This window comes from Pseudonocardia broussonetiae (assembly GCF_013155125.1).
GTDB lineage: Bacteria > Actinomycetota > Actinomycetes > Mycobacteriales > Pseudonocardiaceae > Pseudonocardia > Pseudonocardia broussonetiae.
The window spans coordinates 5,137,662-5,162,890 of record NZ_CP053564.1 but is presented as its reverse complement, the minus strand read 5'-3'; the positions used below and the strand labels follow the sequence as shown (position 1 = coordinate 5,162,890).

The window sequence follows — 25,229 nt, the reverse complement described above, 5'->3', positions numbered from 1 at the left end:
GAGGAGGTGGGGCAGCCTCAGAGGACGACGAGGTCCCGCGGACGGGTGTTGAGGCGCTCGCAGCCGTCCTCGGTGACCACCACGATGTCCTCGATGCGGGCGCCCCACTCCCCGTCGAGGTACACGCCGGGTTCCACGCTGAACGCCATGCCCGGCTCGAGGGTGAGGGTGTTGCCGCCGACGATGTAGGGCTCCTCGTGCACGTCGAGCCCGATGCCGTGGCCGGTGCGGTGCACGAACTGCTTCCCCAGTCCGGCGGCGGTGATCGGCTCGCGGGCGGCGGCGTCGACCGACTCGGCCGTGACGCCGGGGCGGACCGCGGCCACCGAGGCCTCCTGCGCGGCCTGCAGCACGGCGTAGGCCTCGCGGATGTCGGCGGACGGCTCGGCGCCGACGGCGTAGGTGCGGGTGCTGTCGGAGTTGTAGCCGCTGGGCAGCGGGCCACCGATGTCGATGACGACGACGTCGCCGCGCTCGACGGTGCGGCCCGAGACGTCGTGGTGGGGGCTCGCGCCGTGCGGTCCGGACCCGACGATGACGAAGGCCGCCCCGGTGTGCCCCTCCTCCACGATCGCCGCGGTGATCAGCTCGCCGATCTCGGCCTCGGTGCGCCCGACCTGCAGGAACTCGCCCATGCGGGCGTGCACGCGGTCGATCGCGGCACCGGCGGCGCGCAGCTCGGCGACCTCGGTGGCGTCCTTGCGCATCCGCAGCTCGCGGATCACCGGCCCGGCCAGGACCTGCCCGACCTCGGGGAACACGTCGCGCAGGCCGAACACGTGCCGCGCGGGCATCCCGTCGGCCACGGCCATCCGGGTGGGCCCGCCGGCGAGGTCGCTGACCAGCAGGTACGGGTCCTCGGAGTCGGTCCAGGTGACGACCTCCACGCCGAGCTCGTCGAGCCCCAGCCCGGCGAGGCCGGGGGCCTCCAGCCGCGGCACGACCAGGGCGGGCGGGGCGAGGTGGCCCTCGGCGGGCAGCACGAGGCAGGTGAGCCGCTCGTGGGACTCCCCCGTCATCCCCAGCAGGTACCGCAGATCGGTGCCCGGGGTGATGAGCAGGACGTCGGCGCCGTGGTCGGCGGCGACGAGCCCGGCCCGACGGATGCGGTCGGCGAACGCGGCCGTTGTCATGCCCGGGAGGGTATCCGGCAAGCTGCACGCATGAGCGAGCCCCTGGGAGCGAGTCACCGGAGCAACCGCGCGCCGTCGCTGATGCTGCTCGACGCCGCGAGCCTGTACTTCCGGGCCTACTACGGCGTGCCGGAGTCGGTGACCGCCCCCGACGGCACGCCGGTCAACGCCGTCCGCGGCTTCACCGACATGGTGTCGCGGCTGGTCACCGAGCACCGCCCCACGCGGCTCGTCGCCTGCCTCGACCTGGACTGGCGCCCGGCGTTCCGCGTCGACGCCCTCCCGACCTACAAGGCCCACCGGGTGCCGGGCGAGCCGGACACGGCGCCCGCGGGCGTGCCGGAGGAGGTGCCCGACACCCTCGCCCCGCAGGTGCCGCTGATCCTGGAGGTGCTGGAGGCGGCGGGAATCGCCACCGGCGGCGCCGAGGGCTACGAGGCCGACGACGTCATCGGCACCCTCGCCGCGACCGAGAAGACCGACCACGTCCTGGCCGTCAGCGGCGACCGCGACCTCATGCAGATCGTCGGCGACGGCGACCCGGCGGTCCGGCTGCTCTACGTCGGGCGCGGGCTGGCGAAGGCGGAGCTGCTCGGCCCGGCCGAGGTGGCCGCGAAGTACGGGGTGCCGGTCGGGCGCGCCGGCGAGGCGTACGCGGAGATGGCGATGCTGCGCGGCGACCCCTCCGACGGGCTGCCCGGCGTCCCCGGCGTCGGCGCGAAGACCGCGGCCACGCTGGTCGGCCGCTTCGACTCGTGGGCCGAGCTGCGGGCCGCCATCGAGGACCGCAGCGACAACCGGATCAGCGCCACCGTCCGCACCAAGCTCGTCGCGGCCGCGCCGTACCTGGCCGTCGTGGAGCCGGTGGTGCGGGTGGCCGTCGACGCCGACGTGCACCTCGACCGCCCCGACGCCCTGCCCACCGAGCCCGTCGACCCCGACCGGCTCGACGCCCTCGCCGAGCGCTGGGGCATCGGCAGCTCGGTCGAGCGGCTGCGCGCGGCGCTGGCGCGCTGAACCGCGCAGGATCGGGGTAGCGCAGGATCGAGGTGGCGCAGGATCGGGTGGCGCAGGATCGGATCGGGACGACGCAGGTGAGGGGGCGAGGCACGTGACGGCGGCGGCACCGGCGTGGGCCCTGGGCGTCGACCTCGGCACCAGCTACGCGGCGGGTGCGGTCGCCGTCGACGGTGCCGCGGAGCTGCTCGAGGTCGGCGGCGAGCCGCGCGTCCCGACCACGGTCCTGCTCACCGAGGACGCCCGGCTCGTCGCCGGCAGCTACGCGCAGCGCGCCGTCGGGCGGCTGCCCGACCGGGCCGAGCGCAACCCCCGCCGCTACGTGGGGCGCGCGCCGATGCTGCTGGGCGGGCGCCCGGTCAGCGCGGTCGACGCCCTCGCCGCGCTGCTGGCGCTGTTCGTGCAGGAGGGCCGCCGTCGCTTCGACGACGCCGACCCGGCCCGGCTCGTCCTCACCCACCCGCCCGCGTGGACCCCCGACCGGCTCGCCGAGCTGCGGGAGGTCGCCGCGCGGGTGCTGCCGCGCGTCGACGTCGAGCTGGTGCCCGAGCCCGTCGCGGCGGCCGTCGCGCACGGGGTCACCGGGACCGTCGCCGTCTACGACCTGGGCGGGGTCACCTTCGACGCCACGGTGCTGGTGCCCGAGCCCGGTGGGTTCCGCGTGGCGGGGCGCCCGGGAGGCGACCCCGACCTCGGCGGCGAGGTCTTCGACCAGCTCGTCTTCCGGCACTTCGGCGGGCAGCTCGCGCACGCCGCGCCGCAGTGGTGGGAGCAGCTGACCACCGACCCCGCGCGGCTCGCGGCCGAGGCCGACCTGCTCACCGAGGCGCGGCTGGCGAAGGAGGCGCTGTCGACGTTCGAGACGGCGAGCCAGTACGTCGCCGGTGCCGACGCCGACGTCCACATCTCCCGCGCCGAGCTCGACGACCTCATCGCCGACGACGTGCGGCGCAGCGCGCGGGTGCTCGCCGAGACCGTCGGGGGCACGTCGGTGGACGCCGTCCTGGTCGTCGGCGGCGCGAGCCGCACCCCGCTGGTGCAGCAGGTGCTGCGCGGGGCCTACGGCGAGCGCGTCCGCGTCCCGGCCGACCCGAAGGGCGCCGTGGCGCTGGGGGCGGCGCGGCTGGCCGGTCGGATCGCCGCGCCCGGTCCTGCGGCGACGGCCGGACCGGCCGCGGGCATCGCCCCGGTGACCGAGCGCGGTGGCTCCGGCACCCCGGCCGGCGCCGGGCGTGCGGCCGTCCCGGTGCCCGCCGCGGCCGGACGGGCGCGCGCGGAGCAGGCACCGGCCGGGCCGAAGGGCCGCACACCCGCCCCCGTCGCCCCGACCGGCCCCACCCGCCGCCCCGCCGTGGCCACCGACGTGCCCGGCGCCGCCCCGCCCGTCGACCTCGTGCCGCTGGCCGACGCGGTGCTCGACGCCCGGGTGGTGGCCGGGCGGCTCTACGTGTGGTCCGCCCCCGACGGCCCGTCCGCGCGGCACCGCATCTCGGTCGTCGACCCGGTCAGCGGGCGCGCCGAGCGCAAGATCCGGTTCGGGCGGCTCGTCGGCTGGGCGGTCGCCGAGGGCGGGATCGTGGTCGCCGAGCGCCGCGACGGCGCCCTGCACTGCCACACGCTCGGCGCGGACCTCTCCGTCGGCACCTCGACGCAGCTCCCCACGCCGTACCGCCCGTTCCTGGTGGCCGCGGGGGGCGTCGCGTGGGCGGTGCTCCGCTCGCCGGACACGCGGATGACCGGGCCGCTGGAGGAGTCCGGGTCGCTCGCGGTGCAGGTGCTGCCCCTGCGCGCGGGCACGCCGGGTCCGGTGGTGCCGCTGGGTCCGGCCGTCTTCGACTACGTCGACGGCACCCGCCGCCTGCTCGACCCCACCGGCTCCGGGAGCGCCGTCCCCGCGCTGCTGGGCGACGGCCGCTCGGTGGCGCTGGTGCTGGGCCGCGGCGGCCGGCAGACGCTGCTGCTGGTCGGCCCGGCCGGGGAGGTCACGCCGGTGGGCGAGGAGGCCGCGGTGCGGCAGGTGCTCGCCGCGGGCGGTCGGCGTCTGCTGGCCACCGCGACGGGGCTGGAGCACCGCTCGGATCCGCGCGGCGCCGACCTCCGGGGCGGCGACCGCCGCCCGGTCCTCCCGCGACCGCCCGCGGGCGACGCGCGGTGGGCGGTCGCCGGGCGCCAGCCGTTCGCGGTGTCGGTCGACCGCCTCTCCCCCGGCCGCGGGCTCGCCGTGCACGCCCTCGTCGAGGGCGGGCTCCGGGAGCTCGGCCGCTACCCCTCGCTGCTCGGCTCCCCCGCGGGCGCCCGCCCGGACGAGGCGCCGCGGGTCCGTGCCGACGGCGAGTCCCTGCTGCTGGGCACCGGCGACGGCGCGGGCGGCTCGCGGCTCGTCGCGGCCGACGGCGCGGGCACCCGCGTGCTCGCCGCCGCCCGCGGGTGGCTGGAGCCGGTGGGGCGGGCGGCGGGCGCGCTGGTGGCCCGGCACGTGCCCGGCGCCGCGCCGGGCGACTCCTGCTCCGACCCGGGCCTGCTCGTCCGCGTCCCCGGGCGCTGAGGGGGGCGCGGACAGGGGGCACGGCTCAGGCCGGCGCGGCCTTCAGCTCCGCCGCCAGCGCCACGGACAGCTCCTTGCCGCGCCGCTCGGCCTCCACGAGGGTGTCGAGGCGCTCCTGCGCGGCCGCGGCGGCCTTGCGGCGGACCGCGGCGTCCTGGGCCGCCAGCCCGGCCAGCTCGCGGCGGCGGGCGTCGAGCTCCTGCTGGCGGGTCGCGAAGGCGGCGTCGACGGCGTGCTCGGCCTCCCCGCGCCACGCCGCCACCGCCTGCTCGACGGCCACCGTCATCTCGTTGGTGGCCACGCCGAACGCGTCGCCCAGGGCCTTGGTGAGCGCGGTGCGGTTGCGGGTGGCCTCGGCGACGCGGCGCCGGTGCGCGAGGAGCGTGCCGGCCAGCAGCCCGCCCAGCGCGATCGGCGCGAGCACCGACAGCCCGAACGCCAGGCCCACGAACACGTGCGAGGACAGGAACCCGACGCTGCTGGCCATCATCAGCGCCGGGACGCCCTCGCCGATGACGTCGAACTTCCCACCCGGCCCCTCGGCCTGCAGCGACCCGGGCGCGCGGACCGGGGCCTCCATGACGACGCGGTCGAGCTCCCCGGGGTCGACGCCCATCTCGGTGAGGTAGCGGGGCAGCGCCTCGGAGACGGTGCGCTCGGTGTCGGCGGCGATCTCCTGCCAGGCGGCGCCGAGGGTCCGCTCGATGCTCTCGGGCAGCGTCGCGGCGTACGCCGTGACGGCCGCGGGCGTCGTCAGGCCGCCGATCTCGCGCTCGTAGCCGCGCCGGTAGCCGTCCAGGCGCGCGCGGGCCCGGTTGGCCACCCGGCGGCCGATGAGCTGGTGGTCGATGCTGCGGCGGCGCCGCTCGCGGCGCAGTGCGGCGAGCTGGGCCAGCTCCTCCTCGACGGCGGCGCGGCGGGTCTCGACGCCGTCGTCCCCGTCGGCGGCGGCGCGGTCCTGCTCGGGCTCCGACAGCGCCCGGATCCCCGCGACGGCCAGCCCGAGCACCCCACCCGCGCGCACCAGCTCGCGGCGCTCGGCGCAGCGCCGCACGTGCCGGCGCAGCCCGGGCAGGCCGCTGCGCTCCAGGCGGGCCTGCGCGCGCTCGGTGTGCCCGGCCGCCGCCAGCGACAGCGCGGCCTCGCCGAGCTTCGCGCTCACCGGCAGCCACGGCGCCTCCAGCAGCCGTGCCGCCACCTCGGGTGCGAGCCCCGGCCCGTCCGGCCCGCAGAACCGGGTGAGCCGCTCCTTGTTCTCGCGGAGCAGCTCGCGCCACGACGTCGAGTCCTCGACCTTGGTGAGCACGAACGCCACCGACAGGATCCGGTCGGCGGCCTCGGCGAGGAACTCCAGCTCGTGGCGCAGGATCGGCTGGTCCTGCGCGCTCACGGCGAACAGCAGGGCGTCGGCGCGGGCCAGGGCGCCCATCGTGGCGTGGCGGTGGCCCAGGGTGAGGCTGTCGACGCCGGGGGTGTCGACCAGGCGCAGCCCGTCGAGCAGCGGCTCGTCGATCGTCACCTCCAGGCCGGTGACCTCCCGCAGCACGGCCGGGTCGCCGAGCACCGAGGCGTAGGCGGGCAGCTCCGAGGGGTCGACCCCGACGCGGCTGCCGTCGGTGCGCAGCACCGTCACCTCGAGCTCGGGCCCGCGCGTCACGGCCACCTGCGTGTGGGTGGCGATGTCGGCGTCGACGGGCAGCAGGTCGGGGTGCCCGACCAGGCAGTTGAGCAGCCGGCTCTTGCCGCGCTTCTGCGCCCCGGCGAGCACGACGGTGGTGGTCGCGTCCTTCCAGCGCCCGGCCTGCTCGGCCAGCGGCAGCCGCAGGTCCTCCCGGCCCGCCGCCTTGGCCAGCCCGTGCACCTCGTTGGCCAGCCGCAGCACCCCGGCCACCGTTCCGCTCACGTCCCGGCCCCTCTCACGCTCACGTCCCGGCCCCTCACGTCGCAGCCCCCTCGCGCACCGGCGCCCGGTCGAGCGCCACCGCCTCCAGCACCGCGCAGACCGCCTGCACGGCGCGCCGTTCCGCGACCGGCAGGGGCCGGTGCAGCAGGACCCGGAACCGGGCGGCGAGCACGGCCGCGGAGCCGGGCTCCGCGGCGTCGCCGGGCCCGGTCGAGTCGCGCAGCCGCACCACGGCCGCCCGCTCCCGCTCCCCGAGCTGGGGCGATGCGGCGAGCGCGTCGAGCCGGTCGGGGTCGATCCCGGTCCAGCCGGGCCTGCGGTGCAGGCGGGTCGGGTCGGGCACGGTGACGGGCGCGGCGACGGGCACCGGGGCCGGCACGGGCGCGCCGCCCGCGGTGGAGAGCGCGGCCGCCGCGATGTCCTCGAGCGCGCCGAGGACGTCGCGGGCGCGCTGCCCGCCTACGGTCGGCCCGGCCAGCGCGACGACCCGCCGCCACCGGCGCGACGCCTCTCCGGCCGCCGCGACCACGTCGGCGGCGGTGCAGGTCAGGGGCAGGCCGAGCCCGGCCGCGGGGTCGTCGAAGCGGGCCAGGCGCATCAGCTCGGCCGTCATCTCCTCGTCCAGGCGCAGCTGGCCGCGCCCGAGCGCGGCGCAGGCGGCGAGGATCCGCAGGCCGCGCAGCCCGGCGACCACGGGCCGGTTCTCGTCGACGGCCTCGCGCAGCTCCGCGACCAGCCCGGCGTCGGCGGGATCGACCTCGTGCCGGGTCAGCCCGCGCAGCCGCCCGACCGCGGCGAAGGCCTTGAGGCGCCCGGCGTGGCGGGCGAAGCGGTCGAGCACGTCGGCCAGGGTGCGCGGCAGCTCGGGGCCGCCGCTCTCCACCTCCCAGACGACGGTGCCGCTGTCGGGCGAGACGTCGGCGCCGTAGCCGGAGCAGCCGGCGAGCCAGCGGTGCAGCTCGGCGGGCCCGGTCGCGGGCCGCCGGCGCAGCCGGGCGACGGCCTCGCGGATGCCGTAGCGGTGCAGGCGGGCGACGAGGACCGCGCGGGTGGGCAGGTCGACCGGCCCGAACGGCTCGGTCGTGAACTCGTCGAGGTCGAGCAGCAGGTCGTCGAGCTCGTCGGGGGGCAGGGCAGCGAGCTCGCGCAGCGCGTCGACCTCGGCGGGGCCCAGCAGGTTGCCGCGGGCGGTCTCGGCGAGCAGGCCGATCACCGGGGCGACGTCGAGCACGCGCCCGCCGAGGTCGGCCGACGCCTTCGCGACGAGCCGCCGTGCGGTGGGCCAGGGGTCCTCGTCGCCGTCGCCGCGGCGGTCGATCTGGGTGAGCACCGCGGCCGTGTTGACGGCGGTCATCCCGCACGCCGCGGACAGCGCGCGGAACTCCTCGAGGGTGTCGGCGTCGAAGCGCTGCACGTAGCGCAGGACGTAGAGCAGGGCCTGCGCGTGCTCGGCGGCGGCGTCGCCGAACAGCAGCCGCCGGGTGGCCTCCTCGTTGTCCGCGGAGACGGTGTTGACCCCGGGCGTGTCGATGATCGTGACGGTGCGCAGGGCCGGGTCGTCGAGCTGCACGCGCAGCCGCAGCACCGCCGACGGGTCGACGCCGAGGTCGGCGGGCAGCCGCCCGTCCTGCAGCGCGAGCCGGCGCACCGACCCGTCGACGCACTCGACGAGCACGACGCCGTCGCGCTCCCCGTGCTCGTACCAGGTGACCAGGCGGGTGCACTCCCCCGCGTCGGCCGGTGCGACCGACCGCCGCAGCATCGCGTTGATCAGCGTCGACTTGCCCGCGCTGACCGCCCCGGCCACCGCGAGCTGCAGCGGCCGGTCCAGCTGGCGCCCGACGGCCTCCAGCTCGGCGCGCAGGCGCGGGTCGCGGGCCCGGGCCGCGCCGCCGCGGCAGAGGTCGCGCAGTGCGGCGAGCGGGTCGGCCCCGCTCACCAGCCCGTGCCGGGGTCGCCGAGGTGGTGCGGGTCGGCGCCCGGGTCGGTGCCGTCCTGCGCGTCGTCGGTCCCGCCGTCGTGACCGGCGTCGTGACCGCCGTCGTGGCCGCCCTGGTCGTCGGCCGGGACGAGGTCGTCGGGCAGGCCGTCGGTGTCGGCGGAGCCATCGGGGTCGGTCTCCTCGAACAGCGCGAGGTCGCCCGGGTCGTCGGTGTCGACGTCGTCGCCGCCGTCGAAGAAGCCGTCGGGCGGCAGCAGCTCCGACCCGTCGCCCCCCTCGGCGGCGAAGGTGCGCTCGAACATCGCGTCGGACCCGTCCGGCGGGGTGACGCCGTCGAACAGCATTTCGCGCAGGGCGTCGCGGGACACCATGTCGTCGGTCATCGCCTTCTCCGTTCGTCGTGGTCCACTATGGCTAACGATCCGCGGCTGTGCCGCGAACTGTGTTCTGACGACCCGATCCGGCTGCCCTCAGGAGGACGATGTCCACGGGACCGTTCCCCGACCCGGACGACGCCGGCGACGAGGCCGCGCTGGTCCGGGCCGCACAGGCGGGTGACCAGCAGGCGTTCAAGGCCCTCTGGAAGGCCTCCGAGCGCCAGGCGCACGCCCTGTGCCTGCGGCTGACCGGCAACCGCACCGACGCCGCCGACGCCCTGCAGGAGTGCCAGATCGCGGTCTGGCGCAACCTGCACCGCTTCGAGCACCGCTGCCCGTTCGGGGCGTGGGTGTTCACGATCGCCCGCAACGCCGCACTGAGCGTGATCCGCTCGCGCGGGCGCCGGCCCGAGACCACCCTCGACGACTTCGAGGACCGGCCCCGCGACTCGCAGGCCGCGCCGTTCGCCGACGTGCTGGTGGAGACGATGGCCGTGCAGGACGCGCTCGAGACGCTGCCCGAGAAGCACCGCGAGGCGCTGCTCCTGTGGGTCGGTGGGCTGTCCTACGCGCAGGTCGCGGAGCTGATGGGCGCCCCGCTCAACAGCGTGAAGGTGTGGATCTACCGGGCCAGGACCGCGCTGCGCGAGCAGCTGGGACGCTGACTCCGACATCTCGGCTCCTCTCCGGTGGACGTGCTCTCACCAGGAGGGACGCCGGGCCGGGGCCCGGGGTTACAGCGGGTCCCGGGATTCCTCAGAAGTAGGTCCCGCACCACGGCGAGCGGCCGCTGGCGAACAGCGCGTCGGCCCGCGCCGGGGCGCCGGCGTCGTGCACGCGCCACCACCCCGTGGCCGCGAGCAGCGACGGCGCGCGGTCGCCGAGGTAGGCCATCGCCAGGGCGTCGACGTCGCACTCCAGCTCCGGCTCGGCCCGCACGCGCTCGGCCGTGCCGTCGCCGATCCGGTAGACGCCGTCGTTGGCGGGCAGCAGGCGGTCGTGCACGCCGACCAGCACGGATGGCCCCGCGCCCCAGCTCCGCGCGGCCAGCGCCGCCGGCACGTCGACCAGGCGGAGCCAGGTCTCGTCCTCGAACCCGGCGACGACGCAGTCGCGCGGGTCGGCGAGGAGCAGCTCCAGCGGCTCGTCGACGGGGCGCAGCCAGCCCTCGACGCGGTCGACGAGGTCGATCCCGGTGAGGAACGCCCAGAGCCCGGCGACGGCGTCGACGCCGTCGGCGTGCAGGTCCGAGACGCGCAGCGTGCGGTGCGAGAACGATCCGGGTCCGGTCGGGGAGGCCACGGCGAACCCGTCGTCGCCGTCCGGACCGGTGTGCACGGCCACGACGACGTGCTCGCCCTTCGCCACCCGCTGCCCCACCGGGCGCCACCACCACGGCTCGGGGCGGGTGATGCCGCCGGGGCGCCGCAGCGCGAGCGCGTCGTGCAGGGCGGTCAGCGTCGGCAGGACGTCGTCGCCGACGACCACGCGCACCGACCCGGCCGGTGCGCGGCGCCAGCCCTTCCCGGTGCCGCTGACGGCGACCTCGCGGCCGCGGCTGGCGACGCCGTAGCCGAAGCGGCCGTAGATCCGCGCCTCGCTCGCGCGCAGCGAGGCGAGCGGCTCGCCGCGGGCCGCGGTGTCGTCCAGCAGCGTGCGCATCATCGTCGACAGGACGCCGCGGCGGGTGCGGTCGGGCCGCACCCCGACCCGGGTGACCGCGGCCGTGTCGAGGGCCGCGCCGCCGGGCACCGCCGTGCGCGTCGGGAAGGAGGTCGCGGTGCCGACCAGCTCCCGCCCCTCGGTGACGCCGAGCGTGCGGCCGGGGCTGTAGCTCAGGGCGGCGCGGTCCCAGTCGGGGTCCGGGACGGCGTCCTGGTGGATGGTGGCGGCGAAGAGCCGGTTCGCGGCCCGCAGCTCGTCGGGCCCGAGGACGTGGACGGCGACCATCAGGCGGCGGGCCTGCCGACCTCGTAGTCGCCGGTGTCGCTCGTGACCTCCACCGGCACGACGGCGGTGGCGCCGTCGATCGTGGTGGTGCAGGTGAAGGTGGTGCCGGTGACGACCCGGATCGGGCCCGCGTCGGCCTCCCCGCAGGTGACCTCGCCGACGACGGGGTAGCCGTAGTCCTCGACGAGCACCCGCTGGACGCCGCTCTGCAGCGCGGCCTGGTCGAAGACGGTGGTGGTGAGGAAGCCGGGCGACACGAACGCCAGGACCGCCCCGACCGCGAGCAGCGCCACCACGATCCCGCCGATCACCAGCGGGAGGCGCGAGCGCCGCCGGGCCCGGTCGACGTCGGGCAGCGGCGGGTAGCCCTGCCCGTAGCCCGGCTGCCCGTAGCCCTGTTGCCCGTACCCCGGCTGCGCGTACCCCTGCTGCCCGTAGCCCTGCTGCGCGTACCCCTGCTGCCCGTAGCCGCCCTGCTGGCCGTAGCCCTGCTGACCGGCGTACCCCGGCTGGCTCGGGTACGGCTGTGCCGGGTGGGGCTGCCCGGGGTACGGCTGCTGACCGGGGTGCGCGCCCGGCGGGCCCCAGTCCTGCCCGCCCGTCGGCGGAACCTGCTGCGGGGCGGCCCAGCCCCCGCCGCCCATCGGCGGCTGCTGCGCCCACGCGGGCGCGCCAGACGCGGGTGGCTGCCCGGGCGGGCCCCAGGAGCCGGGGTGGTCGACGCGGGTGGCGTCAGGGTCGGGAGCGCCCGCAGGCGGCGGTGACGTGGCGGGCGGTGAAGCGGCCGCCGGGGTCGTGGCGGGCGGGGTGGTGGTGACGACCCGCGTGGCGTCCGGGTCGGCCGGCCCGTCGGCGGCCGGGTCGGGCGAAGCCTGCTCCTCGCGCGCCGGCGCCTCCTCGCTCCAGGAGCGGGTCTCGGCGGCGCGGTCGACGGACGGGTCGCCCCATCCCCCGGCGGGGGCTCCGCCCCAGGTGGGCTGCTCCGCCCCCTCGGCCGGCCTGCCGTGCGGGGTGCCCTCGGGCGTCGTCATCGCCGACCTTCCTTCTTCCTGCGCTCGCCGGATCCAAGCACAGGCGGGTGAGGAGGCGCAGCCGAACGCCCGATCAGGTGGCCCCGACCGCCACCACGCCGCGGCGCACCGCCTGCCCCGCCTTCACCGCGGCCCGGCCGACCCCGCTCGACCGCCCGGCGACCCCGGCGATCTGGTCGAGCAGGTCGAGGACCTGGCGGCACCAGCGCACGAAGTCGCCCGCCGAGAGCTCGGAGCCGTTCTGCTCGGCCGCCGTCAGCACCGCCGACAGCGACTCCCCGCGCGCCCACCGGTGCATCGGCCACGCGAACCCGAGGTCGGGCTCGCGGGTGCGGTCGACGTGGTGGCGCCGCTCGTCGGCGTCGAGCTCGCCCCAGATCCGCACGGTCGTCGCGAGGGCCTCGCTGACCGGCCCGGACGGCACGCGCGGCACCGGCCCGTTGTCGCGGCGCGTCTCGTACACCAGGGCCGAGACGACGGCGGCGAGCTCGGCGGGCTCCAGCCCGTCCCAGGCGCCGTGGCGCAGGCACTCCGCGGTGAGCAGGTCGGACTCGCCCCACAGCCGCGCCAGGCGCTGCCCGTGCTCGGTGACCTCCTCGCCCTCGAGGTAGCCGCGCTCGCCGAGCAGCGCGCGGATGCGGTCGAACGCCCGGGCCAGCGAGTGCGTGGTGGCCTGGCGCTTCTGCCGCAGCTGCTCGGTCTCGCGCTCCAGGCGGGCGTGCCGCTCCGACCAGCGGGCGTGCGCCTCGCGGTCGTCGCAGCCGTGGCAGGGGTGCGCGCGCAGGGCGCGGCGCAGCGTGGCGAGCTCGGGGTCGTCGACGGCGTCGCCCCGGCCGCGGCGCCGCGGCGTGCTCGGCGCCACGAGACCCGTGCTGCGCAGGGACGAGGCGAGGTCGCGGCGCACCCGCGGGGTGCGGTGGTCGACCCGCTTGGGGAGCCGCATCCGGCCCAGCGGGTGCACGGGCGCGGGGAAGTCGGCCGCCGAGAGCCGCCCGGCCCAGCGGTCCTCGCTGAGCACCAGCGGGCGCGGGTCGCCGTCGGAGTCGACGCCCGGGTCCAGCACGACGGCGAGCCCGGCGCGGCGTCCGGCCGGCACCGCGATCACGTCGCCTGCCTTGAGCCGGCGCAGCGACGCGGCGGAGGCCTCCCGGCTCTCCGCGACGCCCTGGCGCGACAGCGACTTCTCCCGGTCCGACACCTGCCGCCGCAGCCGCGCGTACTCCGAGAAGTCGCCGAGGTGGCAGCGCATCGACTCCTCGTAGCCCGCCAGCGCCTCGGTGTTGCGCTCGATCCGCCGGGAGATCCCGACGACCGAGCGGTCGGCCTGGAACTGGCCCAGCGACTGCTCCAGCAGGTCGCGCGCCGACTCCGTGCCCAGCCGCGCCACCAGGTTGACGGCCATGTTGTAGCCGGGGCGGAACGAGCTGCGCAGCGGGTACGTGCGCGTCGAGGCCAGCCCGGCGACCTGCACCGGGTCGACCCCGGGCTGCCAGACGACGACCGCGTGCCCCTCGACGTCGATGCCGCGGCGCCCGGCCCGCCCGGTGAGCTGCGTGTACTCCCCCGGCGTCAGCTCGGCGTGGCTCTCGCCGTTGTACTTGACCAGCCGCTCCAGCACGACGGTGCGCGCGGGCATGTTGATCCCGAGCGCGAGGGTCTCGGTGGCGAACACCGCCCGCACCAGGCCGCGGACGAACAGCTCCTCGACCGTCTCCTTGAACGCCGGCAGCATCCCGGCGTGGTGCGCGGCGATCCCGCGCTCCAGCGCCTCGCGCCACTCCCAGTAGCCCAGCACGGCCAGGTCGGCCTGGGGCAGCTCGGAGGTGTGCTCGTCGACGATGCGGCGGATCTCGGCGACGTCGTCGTCGGTGGTGAGGCGCAGGCCCGAGCGCAGGCACTGCCCGACGGCGGCGTCGCAGCCCGCGCGGCTGAAGACGAAGGTGATGGCCGGGAGCAGGCCGTCGCGGTCGAGGCGGTCGATCACCGTCGTGCGCGACGGCGGCCGGAACCGGCTCTGCGAGCGGCCCCCGCCCCCGCCCGGGCCGCGGGGCGAGCGGCCGCGCCCGCGGTCCCACACCGCGCTGGAGCGCTCCAGGTCGCGGGTGTGGCGCACGAGGTCGGGATCGACCTGCAGCTCGCCGGACTCGTCCTCGCCCGCGAACAGGTCGAGCAGCCGGTTGCCCACCATCATGTGCTGCCACAGCGGGACCGGGCGGTGCTCGTCGACGACGACGGTGGTGTCGCCGCGGACGGTCACCAGCCAGTCGCCGAACTCCTCGGCGTTGCTGACCGTCGCCGACAGCGACACCAGCGCGACGTGCTCGGGGAGCTGGAGGATGACCTCCTCCCACACGGCGCCGCGGAAGCGGTCGGCCAGGTAGTGCACCTCGTCCATGACGACGTAGCCGAGGTGCTCGAGCTGCCGGCTGCCCGCGTAGATCATGTTGCGGAGCACCTCGGTGGTCATGACGACCACCTGCGCATCGCCGTTGATCACGGTGTCGCCGGTGAGCAGGCCGACGGCGTCGGCGCCGTGGCGGGCGACGAGGTCGGCGTACTTCTGGTTGCTCAGCGCCTTGATCGGCGTGGTGTAGAAGCACTTCTGCCCGCGGGCGAGCGCGAGGTGGACGGCGAACTCGCCCACGACGGTCTTCCCCGCGCCGGTGGGCGCGCAGACGAGCACGCCGTGCCCGTCCTCCAGCGCCGAGCAGGCGCTGCGCTGGAACCCGTCCAGCTCGAAGGGAAGACCTGAGACGAACTCCGTCAGGTTCGGACGTGCGGCCCGGCTCCGGGCGGCGGCGTAGGCCTCCGCGGGAGCAGGCGTGCTGCTGGCCACCGCTCCACACTCGCACATCCGGCGGCGGATCACCGGACGCACCCCCGCCGGCGTCCCGCCCGCCCCCGTGGACGGGCGGGACGCGCGGTCAGGTCACGTCGTCGAGGCTCCGGGAGGACTCGACCCGGGAGGGCTCGATGCGGGAGGGCTCGATCCGGGCCGGTGCGGTGATCGTGCCGGGCCCCTCGATGGCGCTGGGGGCCTCGGCCCCGCCCGACGCCCCGACCGGGCTGGGCCGGGTGTCGATCGGGCTCGGCGAGGTGTCGATCGGCGAGGGCGCGTCGGGGTCCCAGTCGTCCCAGCCCTCGGCCGCGCGCCGCTTGGCCTTGCGCCGGTCGTTGATGCGGGCGACCTGGATGGCGACCTCGAACAGGATCACCAGCCCGAGGGACAGCGAGATCATCGAGATCGGGTCCTGGCCCGGCGTGGCGATCGCGGCGAACACGAACAGGCCGAACACCAGCCCGCGCCGCGAGGACGCCAGCTTCTCGTAGGTGATGACGCCCGCGAAGTTGAGCATCACGACCAGCAGCGGGATCTCGAAGCTCACCCCGAAGATCAGCAGCAGCCCGATGACGAAGTTGAAGTACTGCTCGCCCGACAGCGCGGTGGTCTGCACCCCGTCGGCGATCGCGAGCAGGAAGCTCAGGCCCTGCGCGACGACGTAGTACGCCAGCACCGCACCGCCGACGAACAGCACCGCGGCGACCGCGACGAAGGTCAGCGCGTAGCGGCGCTCCTTGACGTACAGGCCGGGGGTGATGAAGCCCCACAGCTGGTAGAGCCACACCGGGCAGGCCAGGACGACGCCGGCGGTGATGCCGACGCGCAGGCGCAGGTTGAACTGGTCGAACGGCCCGGTGGCCAGCAGCGTGCAGGTACCGTCCTGGGTGAACTCGGCGCGCTGGCCCGCGGGGATGGAGCAGTACGGGTCGGTGAGGAGCTCACCCAGGCTCGGGAAGCCGAAGAACGCGACCCCGAACCAGATGTAGCCGAAGACCGTGGTCACGGCGATCGCGACCAGCGAGATCGTCAGCCGGTTGCGCAGCTCGTAGAGGTGCTCGACGAGCGACATCGTGCCGTCGGCGTTGCGGGGCTTGCGCCCCGTCCGACGCAGGGAGAACCTGGCCACCGGCGTGGGCTACTGGCCGGGGCTGGAGTGGCCCTGCCCGGCGGCCGGCGTCGTCTCCTGCTGCTGCTGCGGAGCCGGCGCGGGCGGGGCGGCCGCGGTGGGCGGCAGCGGCGCGGGGGGCGGCGTGGCCGCGGGCGGAGCGGGCTGGGCGGGGGCGTCCTTCGACGCGCCGTCGTCCTTGAGGCCCTTCATCTCACCCTTGAACACGCGCGCGGACTGTCCGATCGAGCGGGCCATGTCCGGGAGTCGCTTGGCGCCGAAGAGCAGCACCAGAACGCCGATCAGGATCACGAATTCCCAGCCGCCGAGGCTCGGCATGGAGTCGTCCTTCCGCCGTGGTCAGTACGTGACGCAGTCTACGCCGGTCGGGGGAACGGCCCGGGAGCGGACCGCCGCTGCGCCGCAGAACGCACGGTCAGGACCGCTTCGCGGCGCCCCGGCCGACGGCGGGGAGCGCGGCGCGGCCGCGCGCGATCCCGGTGCTCAGCTCGTCGACCGCGCGGGAGAACCGGCGCACGCGCGGCAGCACCGCCAGGAGCACCGCGGCCAGCAGGACCAGCCCGATCCCCGCCACCACCCAGGCCACCACCATGGTCACTCCCCGATCCCGTCCAGGTCCAGCGCCTCCCGGGCCCGCCGCGCGACCGCGTCGGCGAGCTCCGGCGGGTCGAGGACCCGGGCCCCGCCACCCAACCCCAGCACCAGCCGCACGAGCCAGGCGGGGTCGGCGTAGCGCAGCACGACCCGCAGCCGCCCGCCCTCGACCTCCCGCGCCTCCTCCACCGGGTAGTACTCCGAGACCCACAGCGCGCCCGGCTCGAGCAGCAGCACCGCGGCCGGGTGGTCGGGCCGGGCCCGGAACGCGCCCTCGGACACGTCGGACGGCTCGGCGTCCGGAGGCGGCTCCGCGGGCTCGTCGAGCACCGCGACGTCCTCGACGCGGTCGAGCCGGAACAGCCGTACGCCCTCGGCGCGGCGGCACCACGCCTCGAGGTAGCCGCGGCCCTCGACGATCAGCAGCCGCATCGGGTCGACCACGCGCTGCGACACCGCGTCGCGCCCCGCGGTGTAGTAGACGATCTGCAGCGCCCGCCCGCCCTCCAGGGCCTGTCGCACGGCGGCGGTGGTGGTCTCCTCCTCGTGCGACAGGTCGACGGCGACCGATGCGAGCCCGGCGTCACCGACGGCCCGCTCGATCTTCGCGGTCGCCCGGCGCACCGCTCCCGTGTCGACGACGCCGGGTTGCTCTCCCAGCGTCCGCAGCGCCACGAGCAGGGCCGTCGCCTCGGCCGTGGTGAGGCGCAGCGGGCGGCGCATGCCGGCGTCCTCGGTGACGGTGACGGTGTCGCCGGCGAACGAGAGGTCGACCAGGTCGCCGGGGCCGTAGCCGGGCAGCCCGCACATCCACAGCAGCTCCAGGTCGCGGCGCAGCTGCCGCTCGGTGACGCCGAAGTCGGCCGCCACCTCGCTGACCAGCACGCCCGGCCGCGCCAGCAGGTAGGGCACGAGCGAGAGCAGCCGCGGCAGCCGCTCGGTGACCCCTCCGGTACTCACGGCGTGCTCACCGGATCGGCCGCGGCCGCCCACGTCGCCCGCACCCGCTCGGCGAGGTCGGGCGGGTCCAGGACGGCGATGTCGGGGCCGTGCCCGGCCAGCCAGCGCGCCACCATCGCCGGGTCGCGCAGGTCGAGCTCCAGCTCGTCGCCGGGGCGCCCGCGGTGCGTGCGCGGGCCGAGCACCCGGGCCAGCCGGCGCAGGCCCTGCGCCCGCCCCGCGGCCACCCAGACCCGCGCGACGCCCGTGACCGGCGGCAGGTCGGTGCCGCGCCGGACCAGCGCCGTCAGGTCGACGCCCTCGGGGGCCCGGACCGCACCGGCCGGCCCGGTGGCCGTGACCGTGCCGCTGATCCGCGACACCCGGAACGAGCGGACGTCGTCGCGGTCGCGGTCGTGGCCGACCAGGTACCAGCGGCCCCGCCAGGACACCACGCCCCACGGCTCGACGTGCCGGCGCACGACCTCGCCGCCGGGGCCGCCGCGGCGGTGGTCGAACGTGACCGCCCGCCCGGCCTGCACAGCCGCCAGCAGCGGCGCGAACGCCGGGTCCCCGGCCCGCACCCGCGGCTGGATCCGCCCGGAGTCCTCGTCGACCTCCACGCCCGCCGCCCGCAGCTTCACCAGCGCGCCCCGCGCGGCCCCGGCCAGCTGCGGGGAGTCCCACAGCCGGGCGGCCAGCGCGACGGCCGCGGCCTCGTCGGGCTCGAGGTCGATCTCGCCCAGCTCGTAGTCCTGGCGGGCGATGCGGTAGCCGTCGGCGGTGTCGAACGTGGAGCGCCGCCCGGTCTCCAGCGGCACCCCCAGCTCGCGCAGCTCGGCCTTGTCGCGCTCGAACATCCGGAAGAACGCGTCGTCGCCGGGCGCGTCGGCGTAGCCCGGCACGATCGCCCGGATCCGCTCCGCCGTCAGGAACTGGCGGGTGGACAGCAGGCACAGCACGAGGTTGACCAGCCGCTCGGCCCGCGAGGAGGACACGCGCGCCATCGTAGGACCTGTCTCATCCTGCGACAGCCGAACGGCCGGTCTTGACCTCGTCCGTGCGGACGCGGAAGCTCGCCGCCATGAGCGAGCCGGAGACGTTCAACCCGTGGACGATCGTCAACCTGGTCTTCACCCACCTCGCCGAGGCCGGCCTGCACCCGGTGCTGGGCGAGGCGGGCGATCCGGCCATCCCGGCCACGGCGCTGCTGCGGGCCCTGGGCATCGAGCCGGGGCGCAACGACGAGACCGTCGCCTCGGCCTCGGTGCAGGACGAGCTGGCCCAGATCCGGGAGCGGATGTTCGGCGAGGCCTGAGGCCTCCCCGGCGCGGCCCGGGCGCCGTGCGGCCCGGGCGCCGTGCGGGCGCCACCGGCGAGCAGCCGGGTGATCACCGAGACCGCACCACCACGGTCCCGCGGACGACCCTCAGGTCACATTCCCGGTGATCACCACCGGCGAGCGGCCGGTGATCACCAAGGCTGCACCACCACGGTCTCGCCAACGACCCTCGCGTCACACTCCCGACGATCACCGGCCGAGCAGACCGGCGCCTGCCCCACGCCCTGTGATCGCCGAGACCGCGCCACCACGGTCCCGGGGACGACCCTCAGGTCACATTCCCGGTGATGCCACCGGTGAACAGCCGGGTGATCACCAGGACCGCACCACCACGGTCCCACGGACGACCCTGGCGTCGCACTCCCGACGATCACCAGCCGAGCGGATCGACGCCCGCCCCCACGACCCGTGATCACCGAGACCGCACCACCACGGTCCCGCCGACGACCCTCAGGTCACATCCCCGCTGATCACCACCGGCGAGCAGCCAGCGTGATCACCAGGACCGCACCACCACGGTCCCCCGGGCGACCCTGGCGTCACACTCCCGACGATCACCAGGCGCGCAGCTGCCTCAGCGCGGACTCCCGATCGCGCCGCCAGGGCGGAAGCGCCGGAGCGAGCTGCTAGAGCGACGCGATCAGGCGGTCCACCCGCTCGTCGACGCTGCGGAACGGGTCCTTGCACAGCACGGTGCGCTGCGCCTGGTCGTTGAGCTTGAGGTGCACCCAGTCGACGGTGAAGTCGCGGCCCGCGGCCTGCGCGGCGGCGATGAAGTCACCGCGCAGCTTCGCCCGCGTGGTCTGCGGCGGGGTGTCCTTGGCCGCCTCGATCTCCCCGTCGTCGGTGACGCGCTCGACCATCCCCTTGCGCTGCAGCAGGTCGAACAGCCCGCGCCCGCGCCGGATGTCGTGGTAGGCGAGGTCGAGCTGGGCGACGCGGGCGCTGGCCATGTCGAGGTCGTTGCGCTCGCGGTAGCGCTCGACGAGGCGGTGCTTGATGGCCCAGTCGATCTCGCGGTCGATCAGCGAGAGGTTCTGGCTCTCCACGGCGTCCAGCGTGCGACCCCACAGCTCGACGACGCGCGTCATGGCCGGGTCCTCGCTGCCGCGCGCGGCCAGGTGCTCGACGGCCCGGGCGTGGTACTCGCGCTGGATGTCCAGGGCGCTGGCCTCGCGGCCCCCGGCCAGGCGCACGGTGCGCCGCCCGGTGAGGTCGTGGCTGATCTCGCGGATGGCCCGGATCGGGTTGTCCAGGGTGAAGTCGCGGAACTGGACGCCCGCCTCGATCATCTCCAGCACCAGCGTGGCCGAGCCGACCTTGAGCATCGTGGTGGTCTCGGACATGTTCGAGTCGCCGACGATCACGTGCAGGCGGCGGTAGCGCTCGGCGTCGGCGTGCGGCTCGTCGCGGGTGTTGATGATCGGGCGCGAGCGGGTGGTGGCGCTGGAGACGCCCTCCCAGATGTGCTCGGCGCGCTGGGAGAGGCAGTAGACGGCCCCGCGCGGGGTCTGCAGCACCTTGCCCGCGCCGCAGATCAGCTGGCGCGTGACGAGGAAGGGCAGCAGGACGTCGGCGATGCGGGAGAACTCCCCCGCCCGCGCGACGAGGTAGTTCTCGTGGCAGCCGTAGGAGTTGCCCGCGGAGTCGGTGTTGTTCTTGAACAGGTAGATGTCGCCGCCGATGCCCTCGTCGACCAGCCGGCGCTCGGCGTCGACGAGCAGGTCCTCGAGGATCCGCTCCCCCGCCTTGTCGTGGCTGACGAGCTGGGCGAGCGAGTCGCACTCGGCCGTGGCGTACTCGGGGTGGGACCCGACGTCGAGGTAGAGCCGCGCGCCGTTGCGCAGGAAGACGTTCGACGAGCGCCCCCACGAGACGACGCGGCGGAACAGGTAGCGCGCCACCTCGTCCGGGGAGAGACGTCGCTGGCCGTGGAAGGTGCAGGTGACCCCGAACTCGGTCTCCACACCGTAGATCCGCCGCTGCATCCCCCCAGCGTAGGCGGAAGAGGGCCCCTCCTGTCACGCCTGTGACGCACGGGTTCCCGGCGTGGCGCCCGCCCCGGCGGCCGCACCGCCGGTGACCTGCGACGCGTGGCGCCGCGCGGCGGCGCACTCCCGCCCCGCCGTAGGGTCGGGCCGGTGAGAAGTCGGGTACGGCGCAGCAGGGGCCGAGTCAGCGACCTGGACCGCGCGATCTCCCGCGCCGTGTCGGGGCTGCCGCCCAGCCCCGTCGACGATGCGATGAAGACCGCTTCGCTCGCCGCGAACCACAGCCTGCTGTGGTTCGCCGTGGCCGGGCTGCTGGCCGCGCGCCGCGGGTCGAGCCGCAAGGCCGCGCTGCGCGGGGTGTTCGCGATCGCCGCGGCGAGCAGCACGGCCAACGCCGTGCTCAAGCCGCTGCTGCCGCGCCGCCGCCCGGCCGCCTCCGAGCTCCCGGCGTACCAGACGCTCGACGATCCCCCCACGTCGTCGTCGTTCCCGTCCGGGCACGCCGCGTCCGCCGCCGCGTTCGCCACGGCCGTCGCGATGGAGAGCCCCCGGCTGGGGCTGGCGGTCGCGCCGCTGGCCGCGACCGTCGCGTACTCCCGGGTGCACGTGGGCGTCCATTGGGCCTCCGACGTCGTGTCGGGCGCCGCGCTGGGCGCGGGCCTCGCGCTGCTGTCGCGGCGCTGGTGGCCGGTGCGGCTCACCGACGAGGCCCGCGCCCGCCCGCTCGACACCGTGCCGGTGCTGCGCGACGGCGAGGGCCTGGTGATGGTGTCCAACCAGCGCTCGGGCGACCCCGAGCACGACCCGGCCGACGACCTGGAGGCCGCGTTCCCGAAGGCCGTCGTCGTGCGCGCGCGGCCCGACCGCGACCTCGACGAGCAGCTCGACGAGGCCGTGGAGGTCGCCGGCAGCTCCGTGCGGGCCGTCGGCGCTGCCGGGGGCGACGGCACCGTCGCGGCCGCGGCGGCCGTGGCCGGGCGGCGGCACCTGCCGTTCGTCGTCGTCCCGACCGGCACGCTCAACCACTTCGCCCGCGACGTCGGCGTCTACGACCTGCAGGAGGCCGTCGACGCCACCGCGGCGGGCGAGGCCGTGGCCGTCGACCTCGCCCTGGTCGAGGTGCATCCCGGCGCCACCTCAGACGCCGTGATCCGCACCCGCTGCTTCCTCAACACCGCGAGCCTGGGTTCCTACCCCGACCTGGTGCGCCTGCGCGAGGCGTGGCAGCCGCGGTGGGGCAAGTGGCCGGCGTTCGCCGCGGCGCTGGTGGTCGTGCTGCGCCGCGCCGAGCCGGTGGCCGTGCGGATCGAGGGCCGCTGGACGAAGGTCTGGTTCTTGTTCGTCGGCAACGGCCCGTACCACCCGCGCGGAATGGTCCCGGCCTGGCGCCCGACGCTCGACTCGGGCCTGCTCGACGTCCGCTGGCTGCGCGCCGACATCCGGTTCTCCCGGCTGCGCGCGGTGGCCGCCCTGCTGTTCGGGGCGCTGGGGCACAGCCGCGTCTACGGGCAGCGCGAGGTCGCCGAGTTCGACGTCGAGCTGTCGGTGCCGGGGATGCTGGCCACCGACGGCGAGGTCGTCGAGGAGTCGGGGCGCTACACGTTCCGCGTGGCGCCGCAGCCGATCGAGGTCTACCGGCGGCGCGAGGAGAACTGGACGGGCCGCGACCGCCCGTTCCTCCCGTAGCCCGCACGGGCCCGGCCCGGTAGACACGGGGCATGCGCGTCACCGGACTGGACCACCTCGTGCTCGTCTCCCCCGACCCCGAGCGGCTGATCGCCTGGTACGTCGGCGTCCTCGGGCTCGTCCCGGTCCGCCTGGAGCAGTGGCGCGCGGGCGAGGTGCCGTTCGCCTCGCTGCGGGTGGACGCCTCGACGATCATCGACGTGCAGGCCGGCGAGCGCAGCGGCACCAACGTCGACCACCTGGCCCTGGTGGTCGACGCCGACCTCGACGCGCTCGCGGCCGAGCACGGCGCCCCCGCCCCGCGCAGCCTGTTCGGCGCCCGCGGGCAGGGCCGCGGGATCTACCTGCGCGACCCCGACGGCACCGGCGTCGAGCTGCGCACCTACGCGCCCGCGGCCGCCCCGGCGACGTTCGCCGCCCCCGTCGACGGGTTCCGCACCGCCTACGACGACCACACCGGCCCCGGCCCGGTCGTCGTCCTGCTGCACGGCTGGCCCGGCGACCGCCACGACTTCCGAGAGGTGGTCCCGCGGCTCACCGGGTCCTGCCGCGTCGTGGTGCCCGACCTGCGCGGGTTCGGCGCCACCGAGCGCCCCGACGGCGCCGGACCGGACGCCTACGCCGCCGCCGCGCAGGCCCGCAGCGTCGCCGCGCTCGTCGAGGAGCTCGGGGCCGGGCCGGTCGTCCTCGGCGGGTACGACGTCGGGTCGCGCGCCGCGCAGGAGCTGGCCCGGGCCCGCCCCGACCTGGTGCGGGCCCTGGTGGTCTCCCCGCCCGTGCCGGGCGCGGGGGCGCGGGTGCTCTCCCCCGAGGCGCAGCGCGAGTTCTGGTACCAGCACCTGCACCGGCTCCCGCTGGTCGAGGAGCTGCTCGACGGGAACCCGGCCGCCGTCCGCGGCTACCTCGGCCACATCTGGTCGCACTGGTCGGGCCCCGCGTTCACCCCGGACGCCGCCGAGCTCGACCGGCTCGCCGACGCCTACGGGCGGCCGGGGGCGTTCGTCGCCTCGGTGAACTGGTACCGGGCCGGTGGGGGCACGGTCGCGCGGTCGCTGGCCGAGCAGGCCCCCTCCCCCGGCGACCGTCTCGCCGTCCCGACGACCGTCCTGTGGCCCGAGCACGACCCGCTGTTCCCGCGGGAGTGGTCCGACCGCCTCGGCGAGTTCTTCGCCGACGTCGACCTGCGCCCGCTCGACGGCGTCGGCCACTTCACCCCGCTGGAGGCCGCGCCGGCGTTCGCTGCGGCCCTCCTCGAGCGCGTGCGGGAGTCGGCGTGAGCAGGTCGCACCCGCAGCAGTGGGCCGTGAACCCGTCCGGGGAGCGGCCCGACCCCGCCGACGTCGCCGCCCTGCGGGAGTTCGCCACCACCCAGATCGCCGACTGCGGCGGCCCGGTCGGGGTCGTCGGGCCCCCGCTGCGCCGGCTCGCGGGTGGCCCGGAGGTCTGCGGCACCGCCGTGACGGTCTGGACGAAGCCCGGCGACATCCTGTTCGTGCTCAAGGCACCCGACCTGATCGGTGCGGGCGACGTGCTCGTCATCGACGGCGGCGGCCGCGAGGACGCCGCCGTGATCGGCGACATCGTGGGCCGCACGGTCCACGACCTGGGCTGCAGCGGGCTGGTCGTCGACGGGGCGGTGCGCGACGTCGACGGCCTCGACGAGATCGGCCTGCCGGTCTTCGCCCGCGGCGTCCACCCCGCCACCGGCTCCAACCAGGGCCCGGGCGCGATCAACGTGCCCGTCCAGTGCGGCGGCGTGGCCGTGCACCCCGGCGACGTCGTGCGGGCCGACTCCAGCGGGATCGTGGTCGTGCCCCGCGCCGAGCTGGCCGCGGTGCTGGAGCTGACGCGCGCCGTGGCCGCCCGCGAGGAGGCCTGGCGGGCCGCCGTGGCGGGCGGGCAGACGCTGGCCGCGGCCACCGGGATCGACGCGCTGATCGCCCGGCGCGGCGCGGAGCCGCCCCTGCCCTGACGGTCAGGCCGGGTCAGGTCAGGGGCGCGGCGGGGCGGATCAGGAGCCGCCGCCCTCGGGGACCACCGGGTTCTCGTCGCCGCCCACGTCGTCGGAGTCGGCGGGCGCGGCGTCGACGGTGCGGTTGGCCTCGGGCAGCAGCTCGCGCAGCGCGGAGCCCGTGATGCGGCGGAACGAGCGGCGCGGGCGGCCGCGGTCGAGGACCGCCACCTCCAGCGCGCGGACGCTGAGCACCGTGGGCTGCGCGGTGCCGTTGGCCGCGGTGGAGCTGCTGGTCTGCAGCGCCTCCACGGCGCAGCCGATCGCCTCGGTGACGGCCAGGCCCGCCTGGTAGGTCTCCTTGAGCTTCGCGCTGATCGGCTCGGTGGTGCCGCCCATGACCACGAACTGCGGCTCGTCGGTGATCGAGCCGTCGTAGGTGATGCGGTAGAGCTGGTCGGCGTCGGGCGTGGCGCCGACCTCGGCCAGGCACAGCTCCACCTCGTAGGGCTTCTGCTGCTCGACGAACGAGGTGCCCAGGATCTGCGCGTAGGTGTTGGCCAGCATGCGGCCGGTGACGTCGCGGCGGTCGTAGGTGTAGCCGCGGACATCGGCCATCCGGACGCCGGCGTTGCGCAGCGTCTCGAACTCGTTGTAGCGCCCGACCGCGGCGAACCCGATGCGGTCGTAGATCTCGGAGACCTTGTGCAGGGCGGTGGACCGGTTCTCCGCGACGAACAGCACGCCGTCGGTGAAGGTGAGCACGACGACGCTGCGGCCGCGGGCGATGCCCTTGCGGGCGAGCTCCGAGCGGTCGCGCAGGAGCTGGTCGACCGACGAGTAGAACGGCATGGTCATGG

The 25,229-nt window shown here is 76.3% G+C and carries 21 protein-coding genes; 7 read left to right on the top strand and 14 right to left on the bottom strand.

The genetic code is table 11. From position 1 onward, the window contains the following. Positions 1 to 17: 17 nt before the first annotated feature. Positions 18 to 1,133, bottom strand: a complete 1,116-nt coding sequence (locus tag HOP40_RS25060) for a M24 family metallopeptidase (RefSeq protein WP_172162629.1) — start codon at positions 1,131 to 1,133, stop codon at positions 18 to 20. Positions 1,134 to 1,163: 30 nt separating this feature from the next. Between HOP40_RS25060 and HOP40_RS25055 the strand changes: the two genes are divergently transcribed. Beyond that, on the top strand, positions 1,164 to 2,150 hold the full coding sequence (locus HOP40_RS25055) for a 5'-3' exonuclease (RefSeq protein ID WP_240157260.1): 987 nt from the start codon (positions 1,164 to 1,166) through the stop codon (positions 2,148 to 2,150). A 94-nt stretch (positions 2,151 to 2,244) separates the two neighbouring features. Beyond that, positions 2,245 to 4,695: an Hsp70 family protein gene (locus HOP40_RS25050; protein ID WP_172162626.1), complete on the top strand. Its 2,451-nt coding sequence runs from the start codon at positions 2,245 to 2,247 to the stop codon at positions 4,693 to 4,695. A gap of 25 nt (positions 4,696 to 4,720) precedes the next feature. On the opposite strand, the gene HOP40_RS25045 is transcribed toward HOP40_RS25050, so the two are convergent. The 3 genes from HOP40_RS25045 to HOP40_RS25035 are packed head-to-tail and all read right to left on the bottom strand — an operon-like array spanning position 4,721 to position 8,923. Next, entirely contained in the window at positions 4,721 to 6,598 is a 1,878-nt protein-coding gene (locus tag HOP40_RS25045; protein ID WP_172162623.1) for a dynamin family protein, read from the bottom strand. Positions 6,599 to 6,632: 34 nt separating this feature from the next. Next, entirely contained in the window at positions 6,633 to 8,537 is a 1,905-nt protein-coding gene (locus HOP40_RS25040; protein ID WP_172162620.1) for a dynamin family protein, read from the bottom strand. Continuing rightward, the gene (locus HOP40_RS25035) at positions 8,534 to 8,923 is read right to left on the bottom strand and encodes a hypothetical protein (RefSeq protein ID WP_172162617.1); all 390 of its coding nucleotides are present in this window, start codon (positions 8,921 to 8,923) and stop codon (positions 8,534 to 8,536) included. Before HOP40_RS25035 ends, HOP40_RS25040 begins: the two co-directional genes overlap by 4 nt. 98 nt (positions 8,924 to 9,021) lie before the next feature. Between HOP40_RS25035 and HOP40_RS25030 the strand changes: the two genes are divergently transcribed. After that, positions 9,022 to 9,582, top strand: coding sequence for an RNA polymerase sigma factor (locus HOP40_RS25030; RefSeq protein WP_172162614.1), 561 nt, complete (start codon positions 9,022 to 9,024; stop codon positions 9,580 to 9,582). 91 nt (positions 9,583 to 9,673) lie between these two features. Here HOP40_RS25030 and HOP40_RS25025 read toward each other — a convergent pair whose 3' ends face one another. The 8 genes from HOP40_RS25025 to HOP40_RS24990 form a co-directional block, all read right to left on the bottom strand. Beyond that, a complete protein-coding gene (locus HOP40_RS25025) occupies positions 9,674 to 10,867 on the bottom strand; it encodes a GNAT family N-acetyltransferase (protein WP_172162611.1) in 1,194 nt (397 codons plus the stop codon). Further along, the gene (locus tag HOP40_RS25020) at positions 10,867 to 11,898 is read right to left on the bottom strand and encodes a DUF4333 domain-containing protein (protein ID WP_172162608.1); all 1,032 of its coding nucleotides are present in this window, start codon (positions 11,896 to 11,898) and stop codon (positions 10,867 to 10,869) included. The genes HOP40_RS25025 and HOP40_RS25020 overlap by 1 nt, the downstream gene beginning before the upstream one ends. A 73-nt stretch (positions 11,899 to 11,971) precedes the next feature. Then, positions 11,972 to 14,752, bottom strand: a complete 2,781-nt coding sequence (locus HOP40_RS25015) for a DEAD/DEAH box helicase (RefSeq protein WP_172169107.1) — start codon at positions 14,750 to 14,752, stop codon at positions 11,972 to 11,974. Between the two features lie 70 nt (positions 14,753 to 14,822). Continuing rightward, the gene (gene tatC / locus HOP40_RS25010; RefSeq protein WP_240157259.1) at positions 14,823 to 15,866 is read right to left on the bottom strand and encodes a twin-arginine translocase subunit TatC; all 1,044 of its coding nucleotides are present in this window, start codon (positions 15,864 to 15,866) and stop codon (positions 14,823 to 14,825) included. A gap of 9 nt (positions 15,867 to 15,875) precedes the next feature. After that, the gene (tatA, locus tag HOP40_RS25005) at positions 15,876 to 16,184 is read right to left on the bottom strand and encodes a Sec-independent protein translocase subunit TatA (protein ID WP_172162605.1); all 309 of its coding nucleotides are present in this window, start codon (positions 16,182 to 16,184) and stop codon (positions 15,876 to 15,878) included. A 97-nt stretch (positions 16,185 to 16,281) separates the two neighbouring features. Next, the gene (locus tag HOP40_RS25000; protein WP_172162602.1) at positions 16,282 to 16,458 is read right to left on the bottom strand and encodes a hypothetical protein; all 177 of its coding nucleotides are present in this window, start codon (positions 16,456 to 16,458) and stop codon (positions 16,282 to 16,284) included. Positions 16,459 to 16,460: 2 nt separating this feature from the next. Further along, a complete protein-coding gene (locus HOP40_RS24995) occupies positions 16,461 to 17,420 on the bottom strand; it encodes a helix-turn-helix transcriptional regulator (protein ID WP_172162599.1) in 960 nt (319 codons plus the stop codon). Continuing rightward, positions 17,417 to 18,397: a helix-turn-helix transcriptional regulator gene (locus HOP40_RS24990; RefSeq protein ID WP_172162596.1), complete on the bottom strand. Its 981-nt coding sequence runs from the start codon at positions 18,395 to 18,397 to the stop codon at positions 17,417 to 17,419. The genes HOP40_RS24995 and HOP40_RS24990 overlap by 4 nt, the downstream gene beginning before the upstream one ends. An 86-nt stretch (positions 18,398 to 18,483) precedes the next feature. Between HOP40_RS24990 and HOP40_RS24985 the strand changes: the two genes are divergently transcribed. Next, positions 18,484 to 18,717: a hypothetical protein gene (locus HOP40_RS24985; RefSeq protein WP_172162593.1), complete on the top strand. Its 234-nt coding sequence runs from the start codon at positions 18,484 to 18,486 to the stop codon at positions 18,715 to 18,717. 650 nt (positions 18,718 to 19,367) lie between these two features. Here HOP40_RS24985 and pafA read toward each other — a convergent pair. Beyond that, positions 19,368 to 20,729: a Pup--protein ligase gene (gene pafA, locus HOP40_RS24980; protein ID WP_172162590.1), complete on the bottom strand. Its 1,362-nt coding sequence runs from the start codon at positions 20,727 to 20,729 to the stop codon at positions 19,368 to 19,370. A 255-nt stretch (positions 20,730 to 20,984) separates the two neighbouring features. Between pafA and HOP40_RS24975 the strand changes: the two genes are divergently transcribed. The 3 genes from HOP40_RS24975 to HOP40_RS24965 are packed head-to-tail and all read left to right on the top strand — an operon-like array spanning position 20,985 to position 24,390. Continuing rightward, positions 20,985 to 22,418 (top strand): bifunctional phosphatase PAP2/diacylglycerol kinase family protein, encoded by a 1,434-nt coding sequence (locus tag HOP40_RS24975; protein WP_172162587.1) that lies wholly within the window; start codon positions 20,985 to 20,987, stop codon positions 22,416 to 22,418. 32 nt (positions 22,419 to 22,450) lie between these two features. Continuing rightward, positions 22,451 to 23,695, top strand: coding sequence for an alpha/beta fold hydrolase (locus tag HOP40_RS24970; protein ID WP_172162584.1), 1,245 nt, complete (start codon positions 22,451 to 22,453; stop codon positions 23,693 to 23,695). Beyond that, the gene (locus HOP40_RS24965; protein WP_172162581.1) at positions 23,692 to 24,390 is read left to right on the top strand and encodes an RraA family protein; all 699 of its coding nucleotides are present in this window, start codon (positions 23,692 to 23,694) and stop codon (positions 24,388 to 24,390) included. The genes HOP40_RS24970 and HOP40_RS24965 overlap by 4 nt, the downstream gene beginning before the upstream one ends. 39 nt (positions 24,391 to 24,429) lie before the next feature. On the opposite strand, the gene prcA is transcribed toward HOP40_RS24965, so the two are convergent. Further along, on the bottom strand, positions 24,430 to 25,227 hold the full coding sequence (gene prcA / locus HOP40_RS24960) for a proteasome subunit alpha (protein ID WP_172162578.1): 798 nt from the start codon (positions 25,225 to 25,227) through the stop codon (positions 24,430 to 24,432). Between the last annotated feature and the right edge of the window lie 2 nt (positions 25,228 to 25,229).

Coding starts and splice junctions, on each gene's coding strand:
- pafA (WP_172162590.1), bottom strand. CDS start 20,729: ATGCAGCGGCGGATCTACGGTGTGGAGACCGAGTTCGGGGTCACCTGC.
- HOP40_RS25025 (WP_172162611.1), bottom strand. CDS start 10,867: ATGGTCGCCGTCCACGTCCTCGGGCCCGACGAGCTGCGGGCCGCGAAC.
- HOP40_RS25030 (WP_172162614.1), top strand. CDS start 9,022: ATGTCCACGGGACCGTTCCCCGACCCGGACGACGCCGGCGACGAGGCC.
- HOP40_RS25060 (WP_172162629.1), bottom strand. CDS start 1,133: ATGACAACGGCCGCGTTCGCCGACCGCATCCGTCGGGCCGGGCTCGTC.
- HOP40_RS25015 (WP_172169107.1), bottom strand. CDS start 14,752: ATGTGCGAGTGTGGAGCGGTGGCCAGCAGCACGCCTGCTCCCGCGGAG.
- HOP40_RS25035 (WP_172162617.1), bottom strand. CDS start 8,923: ATGACCGACGACATGGTGTCCCGCGACGCCCTGCGCGAAATGCTGTTC.
- tatA (WP_172162605.1), bottom strand. CDS start 16,184: ATGCCGAGCCTCGGCGGCTGGGAATTCGTGATCCTGATCGGCGTTCTG.
- HOP40_RS25055 (WP_240157260.1), top strand. CDS start 1,164: ATGAGCGAGCCCCTGGGAGCGAGTCACCGGAGCAACCGCGCGCCGTCG.
- HOP40_RS25020 (WP_172162608.1), bottom strand. CDS start 11,898: ATGACGACGCCCGAGGGCACCCCGCACGGCAGGCCGGCCGAGGGGGCG.
- HOP40_RS24985 (WP_172162593.1), top strand. CDS start 18,484: ATGAGCGAGCCGGAGACGTTCAACCCGTGGACGATCGTCAACCTGGTC.
- prcA (WP_172162578.1), bottom strand. CDS start 25,227: ATGACCATGCCGTTCTACTCGTCGGTCGACCAGCTCCTGCGCGACCGC.
- HOP40_RS24970 (WP_172162584.1), top strand. CDS start 22,451: ATGCGCGTCACCGGACTGGACCACCTCGTGCTCGTCTCCCCCGACCCC.
- HOP40_RS25000 (WP_172162602.1), bottom strand. CDS start 16,458: ATGGTGGTGGCCTGGGTGGTGGCGGGGATCGGGCTGGTCCTGCTGGCC.
- HOP40_RS24975 (WP_172162587.1), top strand. CDS start 20,985: ATGAAGACCGCTTCGCTCGCCGCGAACCACAGCCTGCTGTGGTTCGCC.